This window comes from Flavobacterium sp. YJ01 (assembly GCF_029320955.1).
In the GTDB taxonomy this organism is placed as follows: Bacteria; Bacteroidota; Bacteroidia; order Flavobacteriales; family Flavobacteriaceae; genus Flavobacterium.
Window position 1 is genome coordinate 2,705,222 of the sequence record NZ_CP119757.1, and the last position, 18,825, is coordinate 2,724,046.

At 30.8% G+C, this 18,825-nt stretch carries 13 protein-coding genes; 10 read left to right on the top strand and 3 right to left on the bottom strand.

Translation table 11 applies throughout. From position 1 onward, the window contains the following. The first annotated feature begins 267 nt into the window (after positions 1–267). Both P0R33_RS11825 and P0R33_RS11830 read left to right on the top strand, forming a co-directional pair. Positions 268–4,545: a T9SS type A sorting domain-containing protein gene (locus P0R33_RS11825; protein WP_276175628.1), complete on the top strand. Its 4,278-nt coding sequence runs from the start codon at positions 268–270 to the stop codon at positions 4,543–4,545. A gap of 119 nt (positions 4,546–4,664) precedes the next feature. After that, positions 4,665–9,524 carry a T9SS type A sorting domain-containing protein gene (locus P0R33_RS11830; RefSeq protein ID WP_276175629.1) on the top strand — a complete coding sequence of 1,620 codons (4,860 nt, stop codon included), beginning with the start codon at positions 4,665–4,667 and terminating at the stop codon, positions 9,522–9,524. 77 nt (positions 9,525–9,601) lie between these two features. On the opposite strand, the gene P0R33_RS11835 is transcribed toward P0R33_RS11830, so the two are convergent. After that, positions 9,602–10,459 (bottom strand): MBL fold metallo-hydrolase, encoded by an 858-nt coding sequence (locus P0R33_RS11835; protein WP_276175630.1) that lies wholly within the window; start codon positions 10,457–10,459, stop codon positions 9,602–9,604. A 78-nt stretch (positions 10,460–10,537) separates the two neighbouring features. Further along, a complete protein-coding gene (locus P0R33_RS11840) occupies positions 10,538–11,464 on the bottom strand; it encodes a hypothetical protein (protein ID WP_276175631.1) in 927 nt (308 codons plus the stop codon). 331 nt (positions 11,465–11,795) lie between these two features. On the opposite strand from P0R33_RS11840, the gene P0R33_RS11845 reads away from it, so the two are divergent. The 8 genes from P0R33_RS11845 (at position 11,796) to sufD (ending at position 17,244) form a co-directional block, all read left to right on the top strand. Then, entirely contained in the window at positions 11,796–12,125 is a 330-nt protein-coding gene (locus P0R33_RS11845; protein WP_012023267.1) for an iron-sulfur cluster assembly accessory protein, read from the top strand. Between the two features lie 85 nt (positions 12,126–12,210). Then, entirely contained in the window at positions 12,211–13,659 is a 1,449-nt protein-coding gene (gene sufB / locus P0R33_RS11850) for a Fe-S cluster assembly protein SufB (RefSeq protein ID WP_276175632.1), read from the top strand. Between the two features lie 16 nt (positions 13,660–13,675). Next, positions 13,676–13,873, top strand: a complete 198-nt coding sequence (locus tag P0R33_RS11855) for a DUF2683 family protein (RefSeq protein WP_276175633.1) — start codon at positions 13,676–13,678, stop codon at positions 13,871–13,873. Beyond that, positions 13,864–14,136, top strand: coding sequence for a Txe/YoeB family addiction module toxin (locus tag P0R33_RS11860; RefSeq protein ID WP_250834504.1), 273 nt, complete (start codon positions 13,864–13,866; stop codon positions 14,134–14,136). The genes P0R33_RS11855 and P0R33_RS11860 overlap by 10 nt, the downstream gene beginning before the upstream one ends. Positions 14,137–14,142: 6 nt before the next feature. Next, positions 14,143–14,631 carry a flavodoxin family protein gene (locus P0R33_RS11865; protein ID WP_276175634.1) on the top strand — a complete coding sequence of 163 codons (489 nt, stop codon included), beginning with the start codon at positions 14,143–14,145 and terminating at the stop codon, positions 14,629–14,631. Between the two features lie 13 nt (positions 14,632–14,644). Continuing rightward, positions 14,645–15,391 carry a Fe-S cluster assembly ATPase SufC gene (gene sufC, locus P0R33_RS11870; RefSeq protein WP_029271512.1) on the top strand — a complete coding sequence of 249 codons (747 nt, stop codon included), beginning with the start codon at positions 14,645–14,647 and terminating at the stop codon, positions 15,389–15,391. Positions 15,392–15,441: 50 nt separating this feature from the next. Beyond that, on the top strand, positions 15,442–15,810 hold the full coding sequence (locus P0R33_RS11875) for a four helix bundle protein (protein ID WP_276175635.1): 369 nt from the start codon (positions 15,442–15,444) through the stop codon (positions 15,808–15,810). A gap of 117 nt (positions 15,811–15,927) precedes the next feature. Further along, the gene (sufD, locus tag P0R33_RS11880) at positions 15,928–17,244 is read left to right on the top strand and encodes a Fe-S cluster assembly protein SufD (RefSeq protein WP_276175636.1); all 1,317 of its coding nucleotides are present in this window, start codon (positions 15,928–15,930) and stop codon (positions 17,242–17,244) included. 119 nt (positions 17,245–17,363) lie between these two features. Here sufD and P0R33_RS11885 read toward each other — a convergent pair whose 3' ends face one another. Continuing rightward, positions 17,364–18,713, bottom strand: a complete 1,350-nt coding sequence (locus tag P0R33_RS11885) for a serine hydrolase (RefSeq protein WP_276175637.1) — start codon at positions 18,711–18,713, stop codon at positions 17,364–17,366. Positions 18,714–18,825: the final 112 nt, after the last annotated feature.

Sequence of the window (18,825 nt, forward strand, 5' to 3'; positions counted from 1 at the left end):
AAAAGATGGGCCTAAATTATGATTTTTTGTTACAAAAAACTAACTGTTAACAATGTGTTATGAAATTTTGACCAAAATTATCACATCTCAAGGACTATACAATTCTTTAGAAATCAATTTTTTAGAACTAATCTGATTAAAAAACCGACCAACTGGTTACGTATTTATTTTTCTTCCACAAAATATTTTTTATGCGCTTACGGAATCACGTAAGGAATCTCCGAATATTAGTATTAAACTTGCGCGACCTAATTCTAAACCATTTCTATGAAAACAAAACTACTCTTGTTGCTATTATTAGCAAATTTTTCTATTTATGCGCAAACAAACTTAGTCTCTAACGGAGATTTTGAAACTTGGACTGCACATTCGCAACCAACCGATTGGTTCCGTTACTCAAATGGACTTTTATATCAAGATTCTGATGCACAAAAAGGTTCCTCAAGTACAAAAATGGAGATTACAAGCGGAACTTTCCACTACATGAATAGCAGTCCTTTTGCTACTCAATCAGGAAAAACGTATCGTGTTACGATGTATCATAAGCTTTTTTCGGGAACGATAACTTCTGTGGAATTAAGCTTAACAAAAGCTGATGTTTTTAAAACACCTATAACAAAAAAAGAAGTAACAACTTCTTTAAATTCTGCCTGGCAAAAAATTGAATTTGATTATGTTGCCACCACTACTCAAAACGCAGAAATTAGCATTTGGATAAAGGGAACAACTGGCGCTCAAATTTTGGTTGATAATGTTTCGATTGTTGACGTGGCAGAAATTGGACCAAAATATACACTAATACCAGATGTTAATTTTGAAAATAAGTTAATTTCATTAGGTTATGACTCCGGAGCTCCAGATGGAAAGGTGCAGACGGCCAATATTTCAGGAGTAAAAGATTTGTACCTTTCTTTCGATTCTATTACAGACCTGACTGGTATTGAAGATTTTACGTCATTGACTTCCTTAAAATCTTATTATAATAATATAACTACTGTAGATCTTTCTAAAAATTTGGCTTTAAAAGAAATCCGTTTTGACGGATTAAAACAAAGCACGTTAAATGTATCTTCAAATATAAATTTGGAAAAACTATCTTTGGTTAGAACTTCATTAAGCAGTATAGATGTTACCGCAAATGTTAATTTACAAGAATTAGTTATTTCTTCTGGCGGTTATAACACTGGACAAGAAGGATCAGGATTATTTACAAGTTTAGATCTTTCTCATAACCCAAATTTAAAAATTTTCGAATGTGATGGTCAAAAACTCCCTAATTTTGATTTTAGCAGCCATCCGCAACTTGAATCGATTAGTTTTGATGCGTCCAGAGCTACTAGTTTTGATTTTTCTGCTAATATAGCATTGAAAAGTTTAAGTATAAACAATTCTTTTTTACTTGAAAACATTGATCTTTCAAATAATATTAATTTAAGAGAACTATATATTTCTAATACTAAAATAATAAATCTTGATCTTTCGCATAATCCTGCAATGAGATTGTTAAGATGTACAGATGCCAAATCTTTAGAAACTATAAATCTAAAAAACGGAAATAATGCTATTATAAATCCTTCTACTTTATATCTCACACAAACACCAAGTTTACACTGTATTTTAGTTGATGATCCTGTATATTCAGAATCTAATTGGTCTGTTAGTAAGGAAAAATGGGTTCATTATTCTTCTGTATGTCAAACACCTCAATACACAACAATTCCGGACGTTGAATTTGAAAAAGTACTGATGTTAAAAGGTTATGACGGCGTACTTGACGGTAAAGTACTAACATCACTAATCGCTAGTGTTAAAGAGCTTGATTTGAAATATTCAACATACGATAAAATTAGTGACTTAACCGGTATTGAAGGTTTTACTGCTTTAGAAAAATTAACTGTTCCACCACATGATTTGCTAAATTTAGATCTTAGTAAAAATATTGCATTAAAAACATTGAACTGTTCCGGTGTAAATCTAAATGCCCTGGATATTACAAACAACATAAACTTAGTTACTTTAGATTGCGGAAATAACAATTTATCAACACTAAACTTAACTAAAAATATAGCTTTGAATGAGTTAAATATTTCTAGTAATGAATTTAAGAATATTGATCTTTCTGAGAATAAAGCATTAGTAAAATTGATTTTAATGAACAACAATTTTACTACTATAGATCTTTCTAAAAATACTAACCTAAATTACCTGGATAGTAGACTAAATTACCAATTAAAATGTGTTCAGGTTGCGGAAGTTGATTATGCTCTTGCAAATTGGTCAATTTATAAAGAAGCTATTACAAGTTTTAATTTAGATTGTAATGAATACACGTTAATTCCTGATGATAATTTTGAACAAAAATTAATTGATCTTGGAATTGATAAAGATGGTAAAAATGGAAAAGTACAAACTGCAAGTATTGCTAATGTAACTTCATTAGATGTCCAATCAAGTAATATTAAAGATCTTACTGGAATTCAGGATTTTATATCGTTAACATATTTAGATGCTAATTATAACAGTATTAGTAATATCGACATTAGTAACAATAAGTTACTAACTAAACTAGCATTACACGAAAATAAATTAACTAGTTTGAATGTTACTAAAAACGTTAATTTATATAATTTAATGTTCTCTAAAAATCAAATTTCAACAATAGATTTATCACAAAACAAGGCTCTTGTTCTTTTAACTGCGGATAGAAATTTACTAAGCAGTCTTGACATATCTGCAAATACAAAGCTAGAATCTCTATATTGTGGTAATAATAATTTGACAGCCCTAGATGTGTCACACCAACCAAATCTTTTACAATTAAATTGTACTTTTACTTCAATTTCACAAATTGATGTTTCAACAAACAAAAAATTAGAAAATTTATATTTCGACAATGCCCAGTTGACAACTTTGGATGTGAGCAATAATACTCTTTTAAAAAGAATTAACGTTAGTAATAACTTATTAAAATCTTTAGACTTATCTCATAATCCAATTCTAGAGCTTGTTTTAATACGATTCAATCCAATAACTACATTAAATCTTCAAAATGGAAATAATGAAAACTTTATATTGCCTCCAACAAACGGCACAAATAAAACCGCAGCCGTAATTGATGCTTGTAATTTCTTAAACAATAAGAATCTTTCATGTATTCAAGTTGACAATGTAGAATTTTCTAACGCTAATTGGTCTGCTATTAAAGATGCAACAGCAAATTACAATCTAGATTGTGCAGTTTATACTTTAATTCCAGATGCTGCTTTTGAAGATAAATTAATTGCATTGCAAATTGATAAAGATGGTAAAAACGGAAAAGTAGCAACTTCAAGTATTGCTTCTGTTACTACACTGGACGTTTCATCAAGTTCTATTAAAGATCTTACTGGAATTCAAGATTTTGTTTCTTTGAAAGTATTAAACTGTAGTACAAACCAATTAACTTCTTTAACTCCTGCAAACAATCCTACATTAACAGAATTAAATGTTTCTTACAACGCTTTAACAACTCTTGATGTTAGTAAAAACAAAGCATTGACTGCATTAAATGTTTCAAACAATAATTTAAATTCTTTGAACGTAAAAAATGGTTTCAATACCAATATGGATTGGTTTAGTGTGAATTTTACTAAAAACCCTTCTCTATCTTGTATTCAAGTTGATAATGCTAAATATTCTAATGACAACTGGAATGGAAAATTAGACAAAACTTCTTTCTTTACAGAAAATTGCGGAAGTTATACTTTAATTCCTGATTCAAATTTTGAAGATAAGTTAATCGCTTTAAAAATTGATATTGATGGTAAAAACGGAAAAGTTTTAACTTCAACTATTTCAACTGTTAAAGACTTAAATGTCCAATTAAGCGATATTAAAGACTTAACTGGAATTGAAGATTTTACTTCTTTAGAGTTTTTAAACTGCCAATTCAATCTTTTAACTTCTTTGAATGTATCTAAAAATTCAAAATTAATTGAATTGTACACGCACGGAAATGATTTGACAACATTGGATGTATCTGCAAATACTGCTCTTACGACTTTGTATGCCAACAAAAACAAACTGACTGCTTTAGATTTATCTAAAAACAGCAAATTGGTTTATGTGAATGTGGCGGAGAACTCATTGAAAACGTTAAACCTTAAAAATGGCAATAACAGCAATTTTACAGGTGCATTGCTAAACAAAAATGCATCTTTAACTTGTATCACAGTTGACAATCCATCTTTTGCTGCTTCAAGCGGTGTGTTCTTTAAAGATGCTACGGCTTCTTATTCTGCAACTTGTACATTAGGACTTGAAGATTCTATTTTCAGCAAAGCAACAGTTTTCCCGAATCCAACAAAAGGAGAGGTTAACATTAATAATGTTTCTTTAGAAAAAGCAACTGTTTACAATTCGTTAGGACAACTTGTTAAAACATTTGTTTTCAATAATGGCGAAACTAGTAATACTATAAATTTATCTGGTTTACCAAGAGGAGTTTATTTTGTGTATTTAATTAGCGGAGACGCTGCTTCTGCGAAAAAAATAATTGTTGAATAATCACTATTATTTAAAATAAAAAAATCCCGTTTTCAACTTTTAGAAAACGGGATTTTTCATACAATTTATAGAATAAATACTGTATTATTGTACTGCCTAAAATTCTGAAATTATAGCCTATGAAAACAAAACTACTCTTGTTATTCTTATTATCAAACTTTTTTCTTCACGCTCAATATACCTTAATTCCTGATGCTAATTTTGAAAAAAAATTAATAGCTCTTGGGATTGATTCGGGTACTGCAGACGGGCAAGTTCTAACTGCTGATGTTGCTAATGTTACCTCTCTAAGTGTTTCAACAAGCGGTATATCAGATTTAACTGGAATTCAAGATTTTACTTCTTTACAATATCTTAATTGTTATGGAAACGCAATAAAAATTCTTGATCTTTCTAAAAACACAAATTTAAACAGATTAGACTGTTCTGATAATAAATTAATCAGCCTTAATTTAAAAACAGGAAAAAGAGCCACCTCATTTGAACTTAATACAACTTACAATTATTCTTTAGAGTGTATTTTGGTTGATGATGTTGCGTTGACTTCAAATTGGAGAAAAAAAACAGATGCTCTTACTAAATTCAATAGTGTTGCTTGCTACATTTATACGAGCATTCGAGATGAAAATTTTGAAAAAAAATTAATAGCCTTAGGCATCGATAAAGATGGAAAAAATGGAAAAGTTATAACCACAGACATTTATTCCGTTACTAGTTTAGATTTATCTTTTAGCGGTATTAGCGATTTAACGGGGCTTCAAGATTTCGCTTCGCTAAAAAATTTAAACTTTACTGGTAATGATATCCCTTATTTCGATTCTTCCATTTATCCCAATTTGGAATCATTGAATTGTTCTTCAAATTTACTCAAGTCTTTAAACATTACTAAAAATTTAAAACTGACCTCTCTTGATTGTTCAAAAAACGACCTTTCTAGTTTAAATCTCCAAAACGGAAAAAATACTTCTTTGGTTTCTGTCAATATTAAATCGAATCCCAAGTTGTCTTGCGTATTAGTTGATAATGCAGAATATTCGACATCAAACTGGACAAACAAAGATGTTAACACAAGCTTTAATCAAACGGTTTGTACACCAGAATATACTCTTATTCCTGATCCTTATTTTGAAAACAGACTTATTTTTCTAGGATATGATACTGATGGAAAAAACGGAAAAGTACAAACTCAGAACATCGTGTACATTAAATCTTTAGATCTTTCTGGAAGTTCAATTACAAATTTAACAGGAATTCAGGATTTTAAATCTTTAAAAGTTTTAGACTGTAGCAATAATAAATTAAAATCATTAGATATTACTAAGAATATCAATTTAGAAAAACTAGAAGCCTATTCTAATCTAATAGCTGGCACAATTGACATTTCTCAAAATCTAAAGCTTACTAGTTTTAATGCTTCTCAAAATTATTTAACGAATTTAGATTTCTCCAAAAACCTTGCTTTAAAGCAAATGCGCTGTTATGGAAACCTTTTAAGCGATATTAATCTTACACAAAACTTAGCCTTAACTGGATTGTTCATTGATGGAAATAAATTAACAACAATCGATATCTCTAAAAATGGCGCTTTAGTAGATCTTTATTGCTCCGAAAATGAACTTACATCTCTTGATCTTTCTAATAATTCTCTATTAGAAAGAATATATTGTAAAAAAAATAAGTTAACCAATATTAATATTTCTAAAAATTTACTGGCATACGAACTCGATGTTTCTCAAAATCAATTAACAGATATTGATGTTTCTAACAATAAAAATGTTGGATGGTTTTTTTGTGACCAAAACAAATTAACACAATTAGATCTTTCTCACAATATAAATTTGACCTGGTTAGAATGTGGTTCCAATCTGCTTACAAGTCTAGATTTTAGCAAGAATATTACTCTAGATTATTTGTATTTTGGCGGTAATCGTAGTTTGTTAAACGTGAATTTAAAAAATGGAAACAACAAGAACATAACAAGATTTTCCTCTAATTACAATGACAAATTAACTTGCATATTAGTTGATGATGCTGCTTATGCAACTTCAAAATGGTCTCAGGATAAAGACACGCATATTGTTTTTAGCGACACTCCTTGTACACTATACACAACAATTCCTGACATTAATTTCGAAAATAAATTAATTGCTCTGGGTATAGATTCTGATGCGCCAGATGGAAAAATACTTACTTCAAAAATTTCAGAAATTATTTCTTTAGATGTATCATCAAGTAATATCACGGATTTATCTGGAATACAAGATTTTACTGCGCTACAAGATTTAAAGTGTAATTCTAATCAGCTAAAAAGTTTAAACATTTCAAAAAATATTGCCTTAATTAATCTAGACTGCAGCTCTAATCAATTAATAAATTTGAATGTTTCAAAAAATAAAGCGTTAAAAAATTTAAATTGTAATTCTAATAAACTTGCAGTTTTAAACATTTCTGAAAATGCATTCCTATCCAATTTAGATTGTCATTCTAATCTAATAACTTCTCTTGACATTTCTCCAAATATTGATTTAAAAAGCCTTGATTGTCACGATAATAATTTGGCTACTTTGAATTTAAAAAATGGAAATAACAAGCAGTTGATTAAACCAAATTTTAAAAACAATTCTAATTTGACTTGCATTACAGTTGATGATGCCAATTATTCAAACAGCAATTGGATGGATTCTAAAGATGCCTCGGTTAATTACAACGTAGATTGTTTCTCTAATTATACTTTAATTCCAGATTCAAATTTTGAAAATAAACTAATTGATTTAGGAATTGACAAAGATGGTAAGAATGGAAAAGTGCTAACTTCTAGCATTAAAGAAGTAACTTCATTAAATGTTTCTTACAGCTCAATAAATAGTTTGACAGGAATTGAGGCTTTTGAAAATTTAGAAATTTTAAATTGTCAAAATAATAATTTAGCAACCTTAAACATTTCAGATAATTTAGAACTTAAGGAACTGAATTCTTCTCATAATCCTATACTTGTTTTAGATGTTTCTGGAAATCCTAATCTTATCAATTTAAATTGCGGATTCAATTTATTATCAAAATTGGATTTATCTTCAAATCCGTCTTTAAAGAATTTAGATTGCTCTTCAAATAATTTAGAATATCTGGATGTATCTAAAAACAAAATGCTGGTTACTGTAGATTGTAATTCAAATCAAATTAAAAAACTGGATTTTTCAAAAAACCCAAATTTAACCACATTAAACTGCAGCAGCAACAATTTGGCTAACCTGAATATTCAAAATGCTAATAACATTAAATTATCTTCTTATAATTTTAAACTTAATACAAAACTAAGCTGTATTCAGGTAGATGATCTTTTGTATTCAAATACAAACTGGTTTAACGCAAAAGATAATTATGTTGTATACAGTGTAACAGCTTGTACACAATACACGCTTATTCCAGATCAAAATTTCGAGAATTTTCTACTTAGAGCTGGATATGATACAATCTATAATGGACTTCATGATGGAAAAGTTGAAACTGCAAATATAAAATCCATTAAAAGATTAGACATGGATCTTAAAAGTATTGAAGATTTAACCGGAATTCAAGATTTTGAAGCTTTAAACTATTTAGATTGCAGTGACAATAATTTGACAACCATTGATTTGTCAAAAAACCTTTCACTAACTTATTTAGACTGTAGCTCGAATCGTCTAACTAATATAGATATTTCTAAAAATTTAGCTTTACAAACATTAAAATGCGACAATATCGACAATCATCATAATAGAGGATTGACAACTATTGATGTCTCTAATAATTTAGCTTTAACTTATTTGAGTTGCTGGGATAGTAGGCTTAGAACTCTTGATGTTTCTAACAACAAAGCTTTAAAAGAATTGCATTGCTATTATAATATGCTGACTAGTCTAGATGTTTCTAACAACAAAGCTTTAACTAATTTACAATGCACTAGGAATCTATTAACTACTCTAGATTTAACGAATCAATCAGCATTAATAATCTTTAGATGTCATGAAAATAGATTAACAGAACTTAATTTAAAAAACGGGAAAAATAATCTGCTGGATAGTAAAGAAATAAATTTTGCAACAAATCCATATTTAACCTGTATACAAGTTGACGATATTCTGTATTCGAATACAAATTGGGCAGGTAAAAAAGATGCCATTGCAACATTTAGCACAAATTGCGGTATTGCAAATAGTTACACAATGATTCCAGATCATAATTTTGAGCAAAAATTAATTGACTTAGGAATTGATGATGTGCTAGATAGTAAAGTGGCAAATCAAAATATAAATACTGTTATTGATTTGGATCTTTCAAACAGTAACATTACAAATTTAAAAGGTATTGAGAATTTTCCAGCATTAAAATCTTTAAACAGCAGTACTAATAATTTAGCGACTTTAGATCTTAGTAAAAATGCTAATCTGGAGATATTAAATGCATCTTCTAATCAAATTACAACATTAGATTTGTCTAGAAATACTAAACTTAATGTTGTTTATGTAATAACAAATCCGCTAACAAATCTAAATATTAAAAACGGAAACAATAGCAACTTCATTCTTGCTTCTGAAACGGCAAAACAGTTCAATACTAATGTTGCAACAACCTTTTTAGGACTTACAACTTTAAGTTGCATTAATGTTGACAATACAGCTTATTCTAACGCCAATTGGTCTAAAATTAAAGAAAGTAAAACAACATATTCTGAAAATTGTCAAGCACTTGGAATAGAAGATTCTGTTTTTGACAAAGCCTTAGTTTATCCGAATCCAACAAAAGGCGAAGTTCATATTAACAACATTGTTTTAGAAAAAGCAAACGTTTACAATTCGTTAGGACAATTAGTAAAATCCTTTATTTTCAACAATGGCGAAAATAGTAATACCATAAATTTATCTGGTTTGCCAAGAGGTGTGTATTATGTTTATTTAATAAATGAAGATGCCGCTTCAGCGAAAAAAATAATCCTAGAATAAACCATACAATTTAGTTCAACTAAAAAATCCCATTTTCAATATTTGAAATGGGATTTTTTTATGTTTACTTTTTTCGTTTAAAAAATATCTTCGCAAGTAAAAACATCTTTTAAACGAACGCCTTTTTCTGTATGTTCAACAGTTATAATTTGATTGTGCGCATCATGTTCTAAAAATAAATAATGATTCTGATCTGCCGCCAAATTCAAAAATTTTGACTTTTCTGGCATTGTCAGCAAAGGTCGCGTATCATAACCCATAACATAAGGCAACGGAATATGTCCAGCTGTAGCCAATAAATCAGCACAAAAAACAATGGTTTTATCTTGATATTTTATGTACGGAATCATTTGTTTTTCGGTGTGGCCGTCAACGTAGTAAATGTCAAAATTCAATTCTTTTGAGAAACCAAAATCAGTTTCTGGTCTTTCAATAAAATTAAGTTGTCCGCTTTCCTGCATTGGGACAATATTCTCAGACAAAAAAGAAGCTTTTTCACGTGCGTTTGGTTTTGTGGCCCATTTCCAATGATTTTCATTTGTCCAAAATTTGGCATTTTTAAAAGCAGGCTCGTAACCTGTTTTATCTGAATTCCATTTCACGCTTCCTCCGCAATGATCAAAATGAAGATGCGTCATAAAAACATCCGTAATATCATCACGGCTAAAACCATATTTTGCTAGCGATTTATCGATAGAATGAGAACCCCAAAGCGAATAATATCCAAAGAACTTTTCAGATTGTTTATCACCCATTCCGGTGTCAATTAAAATTAAACGTTTTCCGTCTTCAATTAATAAACAACGTGCCGCAATATCAATTAAGTTATTAGCATCTGCTGGATTTGTTTTATTCCAAATCGTTTTAGGAACAACGCCAAACATAGCGCCGCCATCTAATTTGAAATTTCCAGATTCTATAGGATACAGTTTCATGAGAGTAGTTTTGTAAAAGAACAAAGCTAGGAAATCCCGACTCCTTTTACTAAAATTTCTACTTAAAAAACTTTTGCTTTATTCTAATGTGATAGAAGTGCTTCCCATTATTTCTTGCTTGTCGAAGTAATTTACAAAATAAGTACCTTTCTTAAAATGATCTTCATTCGCATTTAAGATTCCGTAAACATTGACAGACTTGCCTTGAAAATCTGCTGCCACAATAAAACTATAAACCAAAGCTTTATTATTTCCGAATTCGATTAGTTTATCATCTCCTAAAACGGTATTTTTTTGATCTAATACCTGAACATAATATACTCGTTTTCCAGTTTTTGCAACCGCATTTCCATTAATTGTAAAACTGATTTTAAGTTTATCCGTACTCTTCGATTTTGTAGTTTCCAGTTCTTTTCCAGAGCTTTTTTCACGAAGTGCAATAACTTTAAAATTGCTCAAAGAAAGTTTTGAAGCATCTTTTAAAGTGGATTCCAGCTTTTTTTGTTTAGAAACTAAAGTATCATTTTCCGCTTTCTGTTGGTACATCACAACATTCTGACTTTCAATTTCTGTTAAAAGGTTTTTATTTTGAAATTTCAGTTTTTTAATTTCCTGCACTCTCGTATCCAAAGAATTCTTTAGATCTAAAAGCTGATTTCTGTATATTTTAATTTGAGCCGCCGTCGGATTTTGAGAAACTTTAATCAGCTGCATTAAATTTTCAACATTTTTGCGTTCCAGTTCTAATTCTCTAGACATCGTATTTTTCTCAAGAATAGCTACATCGTACGCTTCCTTTAAAGTATTTAAAGAATCTAGAATATTCATTTGTTCGCTCAACTCTCGCTTAACAACGGGATTTGCTTTGGTAACAACTTCTTCTTTTATCTCACTTTCCTCATTTTCAGGCTCGCTGCTAAAAACCAATACCGTAGCGCCTATTCCTAAAACAAAAATTAAAGCAAATAATGGTTTAAACCACTTTATTGTATTTTGTTTTTTCATAATTAGTCACAATTTTTCGCAAAAATACCAAATAATCACAGAGTTACATCAGTAGAAATACTCGTTTTTAACATTTAAAACGTGAAATTGCAAAAAATCGAAAAAAAAGTAACATTTTCAGCATTTATAGGCTCATTTTGGAGTCAAATTTTATCAAAATAACTAATATCTATTTTAACATTTGTTATAATAATGTGAACCGTTATGGAAAAAGGTTTTTAAGTCGTATCTTTGCAGACAATTTCTATTTAACATTGAAAATAAGCGTTTTAAATCTGTACTAATTTCATTACAGAAGATAAATGCTCATTAAATTAAACATCTAAGAACAATGATAAAAGTTTCAGATACTGCCAAAAAGAAAATCATCGACCTGATGACTGATGATGGTTTTGACGCTGCTAGCGACTACGTAAGAGTAGGTGTAAAAAGCGGTGGATGCTCTGGTTTGTCTTATGATTTAAAATTTGACAAAACCAAAGGAGAAGACGATAAAATATTCGTAGATAACGATATACAAATTGCCGTTGAAAAAAAATCATTCCTTTATTTAGCCGGAACAATTTTAGAATTTTCTGGAGGATTAAACGGAAAAGGATTTGTTTTCAATAATCCGAATGCAAGTAGAACTTGCGGATGTGGAGAATCATTCTCTCTTTAGTCAAAAACCGAAAGTCATAAAGTCTTAAAGACTGCAGATTGACTTTCGAACTTTAGACTTTAAAACTTTAGACAATAAAAAAATAATGAGCAAATACACAGAAGACGATTTAAAAATCGAACTCGAAACTAAAGAATACGAATACGGATTTTATACCAATATAGAATCTGAAACATTTCCTGTGGGTTTAAACGAAGAGATCGTTCGCGCAATTTCTCTTAAAAAAGAAGAACCTGAGTGGATGACTGAGTGGCGTATCGAAGCTTTCCGCGCATGGAAAGAAATGATCGAACCAGAATGGGCAAATGTAAATTACGAAAAACCAGATTTTCAGGCTATTTCATATTATTCGGCTCCAAAACAAGTAGATCCTAACAAAACTTTAGACGATGTAGATCCTGAATTATTAGAGATGTACAAAAAGTTAGGAATCTCTGTAGACGAACAGAAAAAAATGAACAATATCGCAATGGATATTGTTGTCGATTCTGTTTCTGTAGCAACAACTTTTAAGAAAACATTGGCCGAAAAAGGAATTATTTTCTGTCCAATTTCTGAAGCTATTAAAGAACATCCTGAATTAGTAAAAAAATATTTAGGTACTGTTGTTCCTCAAAAAGACAACTTCTACGCAGCATTAAACTCAGCAGTTTTCTCTGACGGAAGTTTCTGTTACATTCCAAAAGGCGTTAAATGCCCAATGGAACTTTCAACTTATTTCAGAATCAATCAAGCAGGAACTGGACAATTCGAAAGAACTCTTGTTATTGCTGACGAAGGAAGTTACGTTTCTTACCTTGAAGGATGTACTGCTCCAAGCCGTGACGAAAATCAATTGCACGCTGCCGTGGTTGAATTAATCGCTTTGGATGATGCAGAAATTAAATATTCTACAGTTCAAAACTGGTTTCCTGGAAATAAAGAAGGTAAAGGTGGAGTTTACAACTTTGTAACGAAAAGAGGTTTATGCGAAACAAACGCTAAAATTTCTTGGACACAAGTTGAAACAGGTTCTGCTGTTACTTGGAAATATCCTTCTTGCGTACTAAAAGGTGATAATTCAGTAGGAGAATTTTATTCGATCGCTGTAACCAATAATTACCAACAAGCTGATACAGGAACTAAAATGATCCATTTAGGAAAAAACACTAAATCGACTATTATTTCTAAAGGTATTTCGGCTGGAAAATCACAAAACAGTTACCGTGGTTTGGTGCAGATTTCGCCAAGAGCGGAGAATGCCAGAAACTTTTCGCAATGTGATTCATTATTAATGGGTAACAATTGTGGTGCGCATACTTTCCCATATATCGAAAGTAAAAATCCATCTGCTAAAATCGAGCACGAAGCAACGACAAGTAAAATTGGAGAAGATCAGGTTTTCTACTGTAATCAAAGAGGTATTCCAACTGAAAAAGCGATTGCCTTAATTGTAAACGGTTTCAGTAAAGATGTCTTGAACAAATTGCCAATGGAATTTGCTGTTGAAGCTCAAAAATTATTAGAGATTTCTTTAGAAGGTTCTGTAGGATAAGAAAAAGCAAACAATTATGGATATCATCTTAAAAAATGTAAAGAAAAAAGATTTTCCAGTTTTAAAATCACTGGCAAAATCTCTTGGTTTTGAAATTGTTGAAGATAATGAAAAGCCATATAATCCAGAATTTGTAAAAGAGATTCTTGACGCTGAAAAAAGTATTGAAGAAGGAAAAGGAATTAAAATAAAAGTTGAGGATTTGTGGAAATAATTTATTCTGAAAAGGCACAAAAAGACATTCTTTTTTGGAAGAAGTCCGGAAACAAATCAATAATGAAAAAGATCACAAATTTAATTGAAGATATTTTACTTCATCCTTATGAAGGGCTTGGAAAACCAGAACAATTAAAATATGAATTATCTGGAAGATGGTCAAGAAGAATTGATAAAGAGCATAGAATTATTTACAGAATAACCGAAGAAAACAATATAGAAATACTAAATATTCTTTCACTGAAAGGACATTACGAATAAGTATTAATGGAAAATAAAAAAGTCATCATTTTAGGTTCTTCTAGAAAAAATGGAAACACAACTAGAATTGTGGATGAAATTGCGAAAGAACATAATATTGATGTAGTAAATCTAAGCGATTATAATATTTCGTATTATGATTACGAAAGCAAAAATATAGACGATGATTTTTTGCCTTTAATTAGAGGAATTATCGAAAAGTACGACACCTTAATTTTTGCAACGCCCATTTATTGGTATAATATGAGCGGAATTATGAAGGTTTTTTTCGATAGGATTTCAGATTTGATCCGAATTGAAAAAGAAACCGGAAGAAAGCTAAGAGGAAAGAAAATCGGAGTGATCACAAATTCACATGACAATGTAATTGAAGATAGTTTTTACATTCCATTTCAAAAAACTGCCGATTATTTAGGCATGGAATATTTAGGACACGCACATTTTAATGCCAACATCCTAAACCAACAAACAAAAATAGAATTGACATTTATATAAAATAAAAAAAACAATGTTATCAATAAAAAACCTTCACGCCTCAATTGGTGATAAAGAAATCCTGAAAGGAATTAATATAGAAGTTAAAGCTGGCGAAGTACACGCTATCATGGGACCAAACGGTTCTGGAAAAAGTACACTTTCTGCAGTTATCGCAGGAAACGAAAACTATGAAGTTACAGACGGAGAAGTTATTCTTGACGGAGAAGATCTTGCTGATTTAGCTCCAGAAGAAAGAGCGCATAAAGGTGTTTTTCTTTCGTTTCAATATCCTGTAGAAATTCCTGGAGTTAGCGTTACTAACTTCATGAAAACTGCCATCAACGAAACTCGCAAAGCAAACGGACAGGAAGAAATGCCGGCAAACGAAATGTTGAAAGTAATTCGTGAGAAATCTGAATTATTAGAAATTGACCGTAAATTTTTATCTCGTTCTTTAAATGAAGGTTTTTCTGGAGGAGAGAAAAAAAGAAACGAGATTTTTCAAATGGCAATGTTAGAGCCAAAATTAGCAATCCTTGACGAAACAGATTCTGGTCTTGATATCGACGCTTTAAGAATTGTTGCTAATGGAGTTAACAAATTAAAAAGCGACAAAAACGCTATTATTGTAATTACTCACTACCAACGTTTGCTAGATTATATCGTTCCTGATTTCGTTCACGTTCTTTACAACGGAAGAATCGTAAAATCTGGCGGAAAAGAACTAGCTTACGAATTAGAAGAAAAAGGATACGACTGGATCAAGGCGGAGAACTAATTCTAAGTCGTAAAGTCGAAAGTCAAAAGTCATAAAGTCGAAAATACAATATGAGTAAGTTCAAATCTTTTGAGGAAATAAATTCTTGGCAAAAATCTCGAATCTTCAATAAGAAAATATATTTGATTACTGAAAATTCTAATTTCAAAAAAGACTTTGATTTTGTTAGACAAATTAGACGCGCATCACTTTCGATATCATCAAATGTAGCAGAAGGTTTTGAAAGAAATACAGATAAAGAGTTTATTTACTTTTTATATGTAGCCAAAGCATCGGCAGGAGAAGTTAGATCTCAATTATATTTAGCTTTTGATTTAGAATATATTATAAAAGAAGAATTTGAAATGCTTTTAGAATCGATTACAGAAATATCGAAATTATTAAGCGGTTTCATTAAATATTTGAGCCCAAAGTCATAAAGTCGAAAGTCATAAAGTCAAAAACTTTATGCTTTAATTCTTGACCTTTAGGCAAAAACAGTCGACAATCCTGAGTCTTTTGACTTTCGACTTTCGACTTTAAGACTAAAAAGAACAATGGATTTAAAAGAAAAATTAGTATCGTCTTTTATGGCTTTTGAAGAGCGTGTCGATGTACATTCAGATTTACATGACATACGCACAAATGCTTTAAAAAACTTCGAAAATAAAGGTTTCCCAACCAAAAAAGAAGAAGCTTGGAAATACACATCGCTAAATGCCATCTTAAAAAATGACTTTACGGTTTTTCCAAAGCAGGAAAATGCAATCGAATTCAATCAGGTAAAAAAATACTTTTTACACGAAATTGACACTTATAAATTAGTATTTATCGATGGTGTTTTCAGTTCGCATTTGTCTTCTACAACGCACGACGGAATCGATGTTTGCTTAATGTCATCGGCATTGACCAAACCAAAATATAAAATGGTTATTGATAACTATTTCAATCAAATTGCAAGTAAAGATGATAGTTTAACTTCATTAAATACTGCTTTTGCAATGGAAGGTGCATTTATCAATATCCCAAAGAAAAAAGTAGCAGACAAACCAATTGAGATTATGTATTTCTCAACAGGAAATGAAGCAGCTTTAATGGTTCAGCCAAGAAATTTGGTTATTGTGGGTGAAAATTCACATGTTCAAATTATCGAGCGTCACCAAAGTTTGAATGAAAATCCTGTTTTAACAAACTCTGTTACGGAGATTTTTGCTCAAAAACGTGCGATTGTTGATTATTATAAAATTCAAAATGATAACAGCGAAGCGAATTTAATTGACAACACTTACGTTTCTCAACAACAAGAAAGTCACGCTTCTGTTCATACTTTTTCATTTGGAGGAAACTTGACTCGTAACAACTTAAACTTTTACCATTTTGGTGAAAGATTAACAAGTACCTTAAACGGAATTTCTATTTTAAATGACAAACAACACGTTGATCATTATACTTTGGTAAACCACGCACAACCAAACTGCGAAAGTTTCCAAGATTATAAAGGAATTTTCTCTGATCGTTCGACAGGAGTTTTCAACGGAAAAGTTTTGGTAGAAAAAGAAGCTCAAAAAACAAATGCTTTCCAAAAAAGCAACAATATTTTATTGAGTGACAAAGCAACTATCAACGCAAAACCACAATTAGAGATTTTTGCAGATGATGTAAAATGTTCTCACGGTTGTACTGTTGGACAGCTTGATGAAACAGCAATGTTCTACATGCAGTCTCGTGGAATCCCGAAAAAAGAAGCAAAAGCTTTATTGATGTACGCATTCTCAAATGCCGTTATCGAAAGCATTAAAATACCAGAATTAAAACAAAGAATTACTAAAATCATTGCCATGAAATTGGGCGTGAATTTAGGATTTGATTTGTAGTCAGGTTTAACCGCAATCCCGATAGCTATCGGGAGCAAAGATTTACGCAAAGTTCGCAAGGTTTAGTTTTAAACTTTGCGAACTTTGCGCTTTTTACTTGGCGCCTTTGCGGTAAAATTTTATTTTTTTACTGAAGCAATAACTTCTTTCAAAAACCCATTAAAGTCAAAACTTTTATCACCTTCTCTAACTCCCATTCTTACAATTACCATATCCAAAGATGGAATAATCGCTACCATTTGCCCTTGATATCCGCTGCAATAAAACATATCTCTAGGAACATCTGGAAATTTTCCTCCCGCATTTAACCAAAATTGCGCTCCATATTTTCCTTCAGAAGTATTCGTTGGTGTTGCGGTGTATTTTACCCAGCTTTCGTCTAGAATTTGTTCGCCATTCCAGTTTCCTTTATGGAGATAAAGTAATCCGAATTTAGACCAATCTCTTGTTGTTGCCCATCCGTAAGAAGAACCAACAAAAGTTCCTGACATGTCTTGTTCAACAATCATCGAGCTCATTCCGATTTTGTCGATTACGGCGCTGTACCAAAAATCAAGATATTCTTGTTGTGTTTTGAATTGTCTTCTTAAAATCAGGGATAATAAATTGGTTGTTCCAGACGAATAATTCCAATGTGTGTTGGGTTTAAACTGAGCTGGTTTATCCAATTGCACTTTTCCCATATCTTCGGCCTGAAAAAGCATTTTTGTAGCGTCGCAGATTGTGCTGTAATTCTCTTCCCATTCTAAACCAGAATTCATATGAAGCAAATCGTTAATCGTAATAATTTTACGATCGTCATTTTGCCATTCTTTAACGGGAGCAGGTTTATAAATATCAATTTTTCCTTGTTTGGCTAAAACTCCAAAAGCAGAACTTGTTATACTTTTTGTCATTGACCAGCCTAAAATTTTACTGTTTTTATTAAAACCTGTATCATATTTTTCGGCGATCAGTTTGTCTTTATACAAAACCACAACCGCACGAGTTCTTTTTGCTTTTCCACCCGATTTGTCAAAAGCATTTTCAACCGCTTTTTTTAATTTTGAATAATCCACATTCGAAAACGAAGTATCTTTTGGTTCATTATTCCCATATGGAAACGGAAGATTATTTATCAATTTTGTTCTTTTCGGAAGTAAATATGGTTTTGAAATATCAAAATTATCATTAATCAAAGTTGCTCCTAAACCTTCACGATAAATTGCTTTTCTTTCTTTCAATCCGTAAACAGAAGAAATGGCAAATTTCCCTGCTTCATCAATTGAATTTTTCGCCAAATCAATCATGTCGATATCATTGTCAGTTTTTTGGATTAAATCCAACGGACGATTATCTATAAAATGTCCAGATGCGACACTTTTGGCCGAGAAGCCTGAAATCAAATCAAGCTTTGGATAAGTTGTAAATCCGAAATACAAAAAAGCAAGAACCACAACAAGCAAAAGTACTTTGAGAAATTTTTTCATGATGATTTAAGTTATTTTTATTGCAATATAAATAATTTATGTTCACGATTTTAAGACTCAAATTATAAATCTGTTTCAGATTATTCAGAAAAGTGAACTCATTTTTATAAAA

Coding starts and splice junctions, on each gene's coding strand:
- P0R33_RS11835 (WP_276175630.1), bottom strand. CDS start 10,459: ATGAAACTGTATCCTATAGAATCTGGAAATTTCAAATTAGATGGCGGC.
- P0R33_RS11865 (WP_276175634.1), top strand. CDS start 14,143: ATGGAAAATAAAAAAGTCATCATTTTAGGTTCTTCTAGAAAAAATGGA.
- sufD (WP_276175636.1), top strand. CDS start 15,928: ATGGATTTAAAAGAAAAATTAGTATCGTCTTTTATGGCTTTTGAAGAG.
- P0R33_RS11840 (WP_276175631.1), bottom strand. CDS start 11,464: ATGAAAAAACAAAATACAATAAAGTGGTTTAAACCATTATTTGCTTTA.
- sufC (WP_029271512.1), top strand. CDS start 14,645: ATGTTATCAATAAAAAACCTTCACGCCTCAATTGGTGATAAAGAAATC.
- P0R33_RS11855 (WP_276175633.1), top strand. CDS start 13,676: ATGGATATCATCTTAAAAAATGTAAAGAAAAAAGATTTTCCAGTTTTA.
- P0R33_RS11845 (WP_012023267.1), top strand. CDS start 11,796: ATGATAAAAGTTTCAGATACTGCCAAAAAGAAAATCATCGACCTGATG.
- P0R33_RS11825 (WP_276175628.1), top strand. CDS start 268: ATGAAAACAAAACTACTCTTGTTGCTATTATTAGCAAATTTTTCTATT.
- sufB (WP_276175632.1), top strand. CDS start 12,211: ATGAGCAAATACACAGAAGACGATTTAAAAATCGAACTCGAAACTAAA.
- P0R33_RS11830 (WP_276175629.1), top strand. CDS start 4,665: ATGAAAACAAAACTACTCTTGTTATTCTTATTATCAAACTTTTTTCTT.
- P0R33_RS11885 (WP_276175637.1), bottom strand. CDS start 18,713: ATGAAAAAATTTCTCAAAGTACTTTTGCTTGTTGTGGTTCTTGCTTTT.
- P0R33_RS11875 (WP_276175635.1), top strand. CDS start 15,442: ATGAGTAAGTTCAAATCTTTTGAGGAAATAAATTCTTGGCAAAAATCT.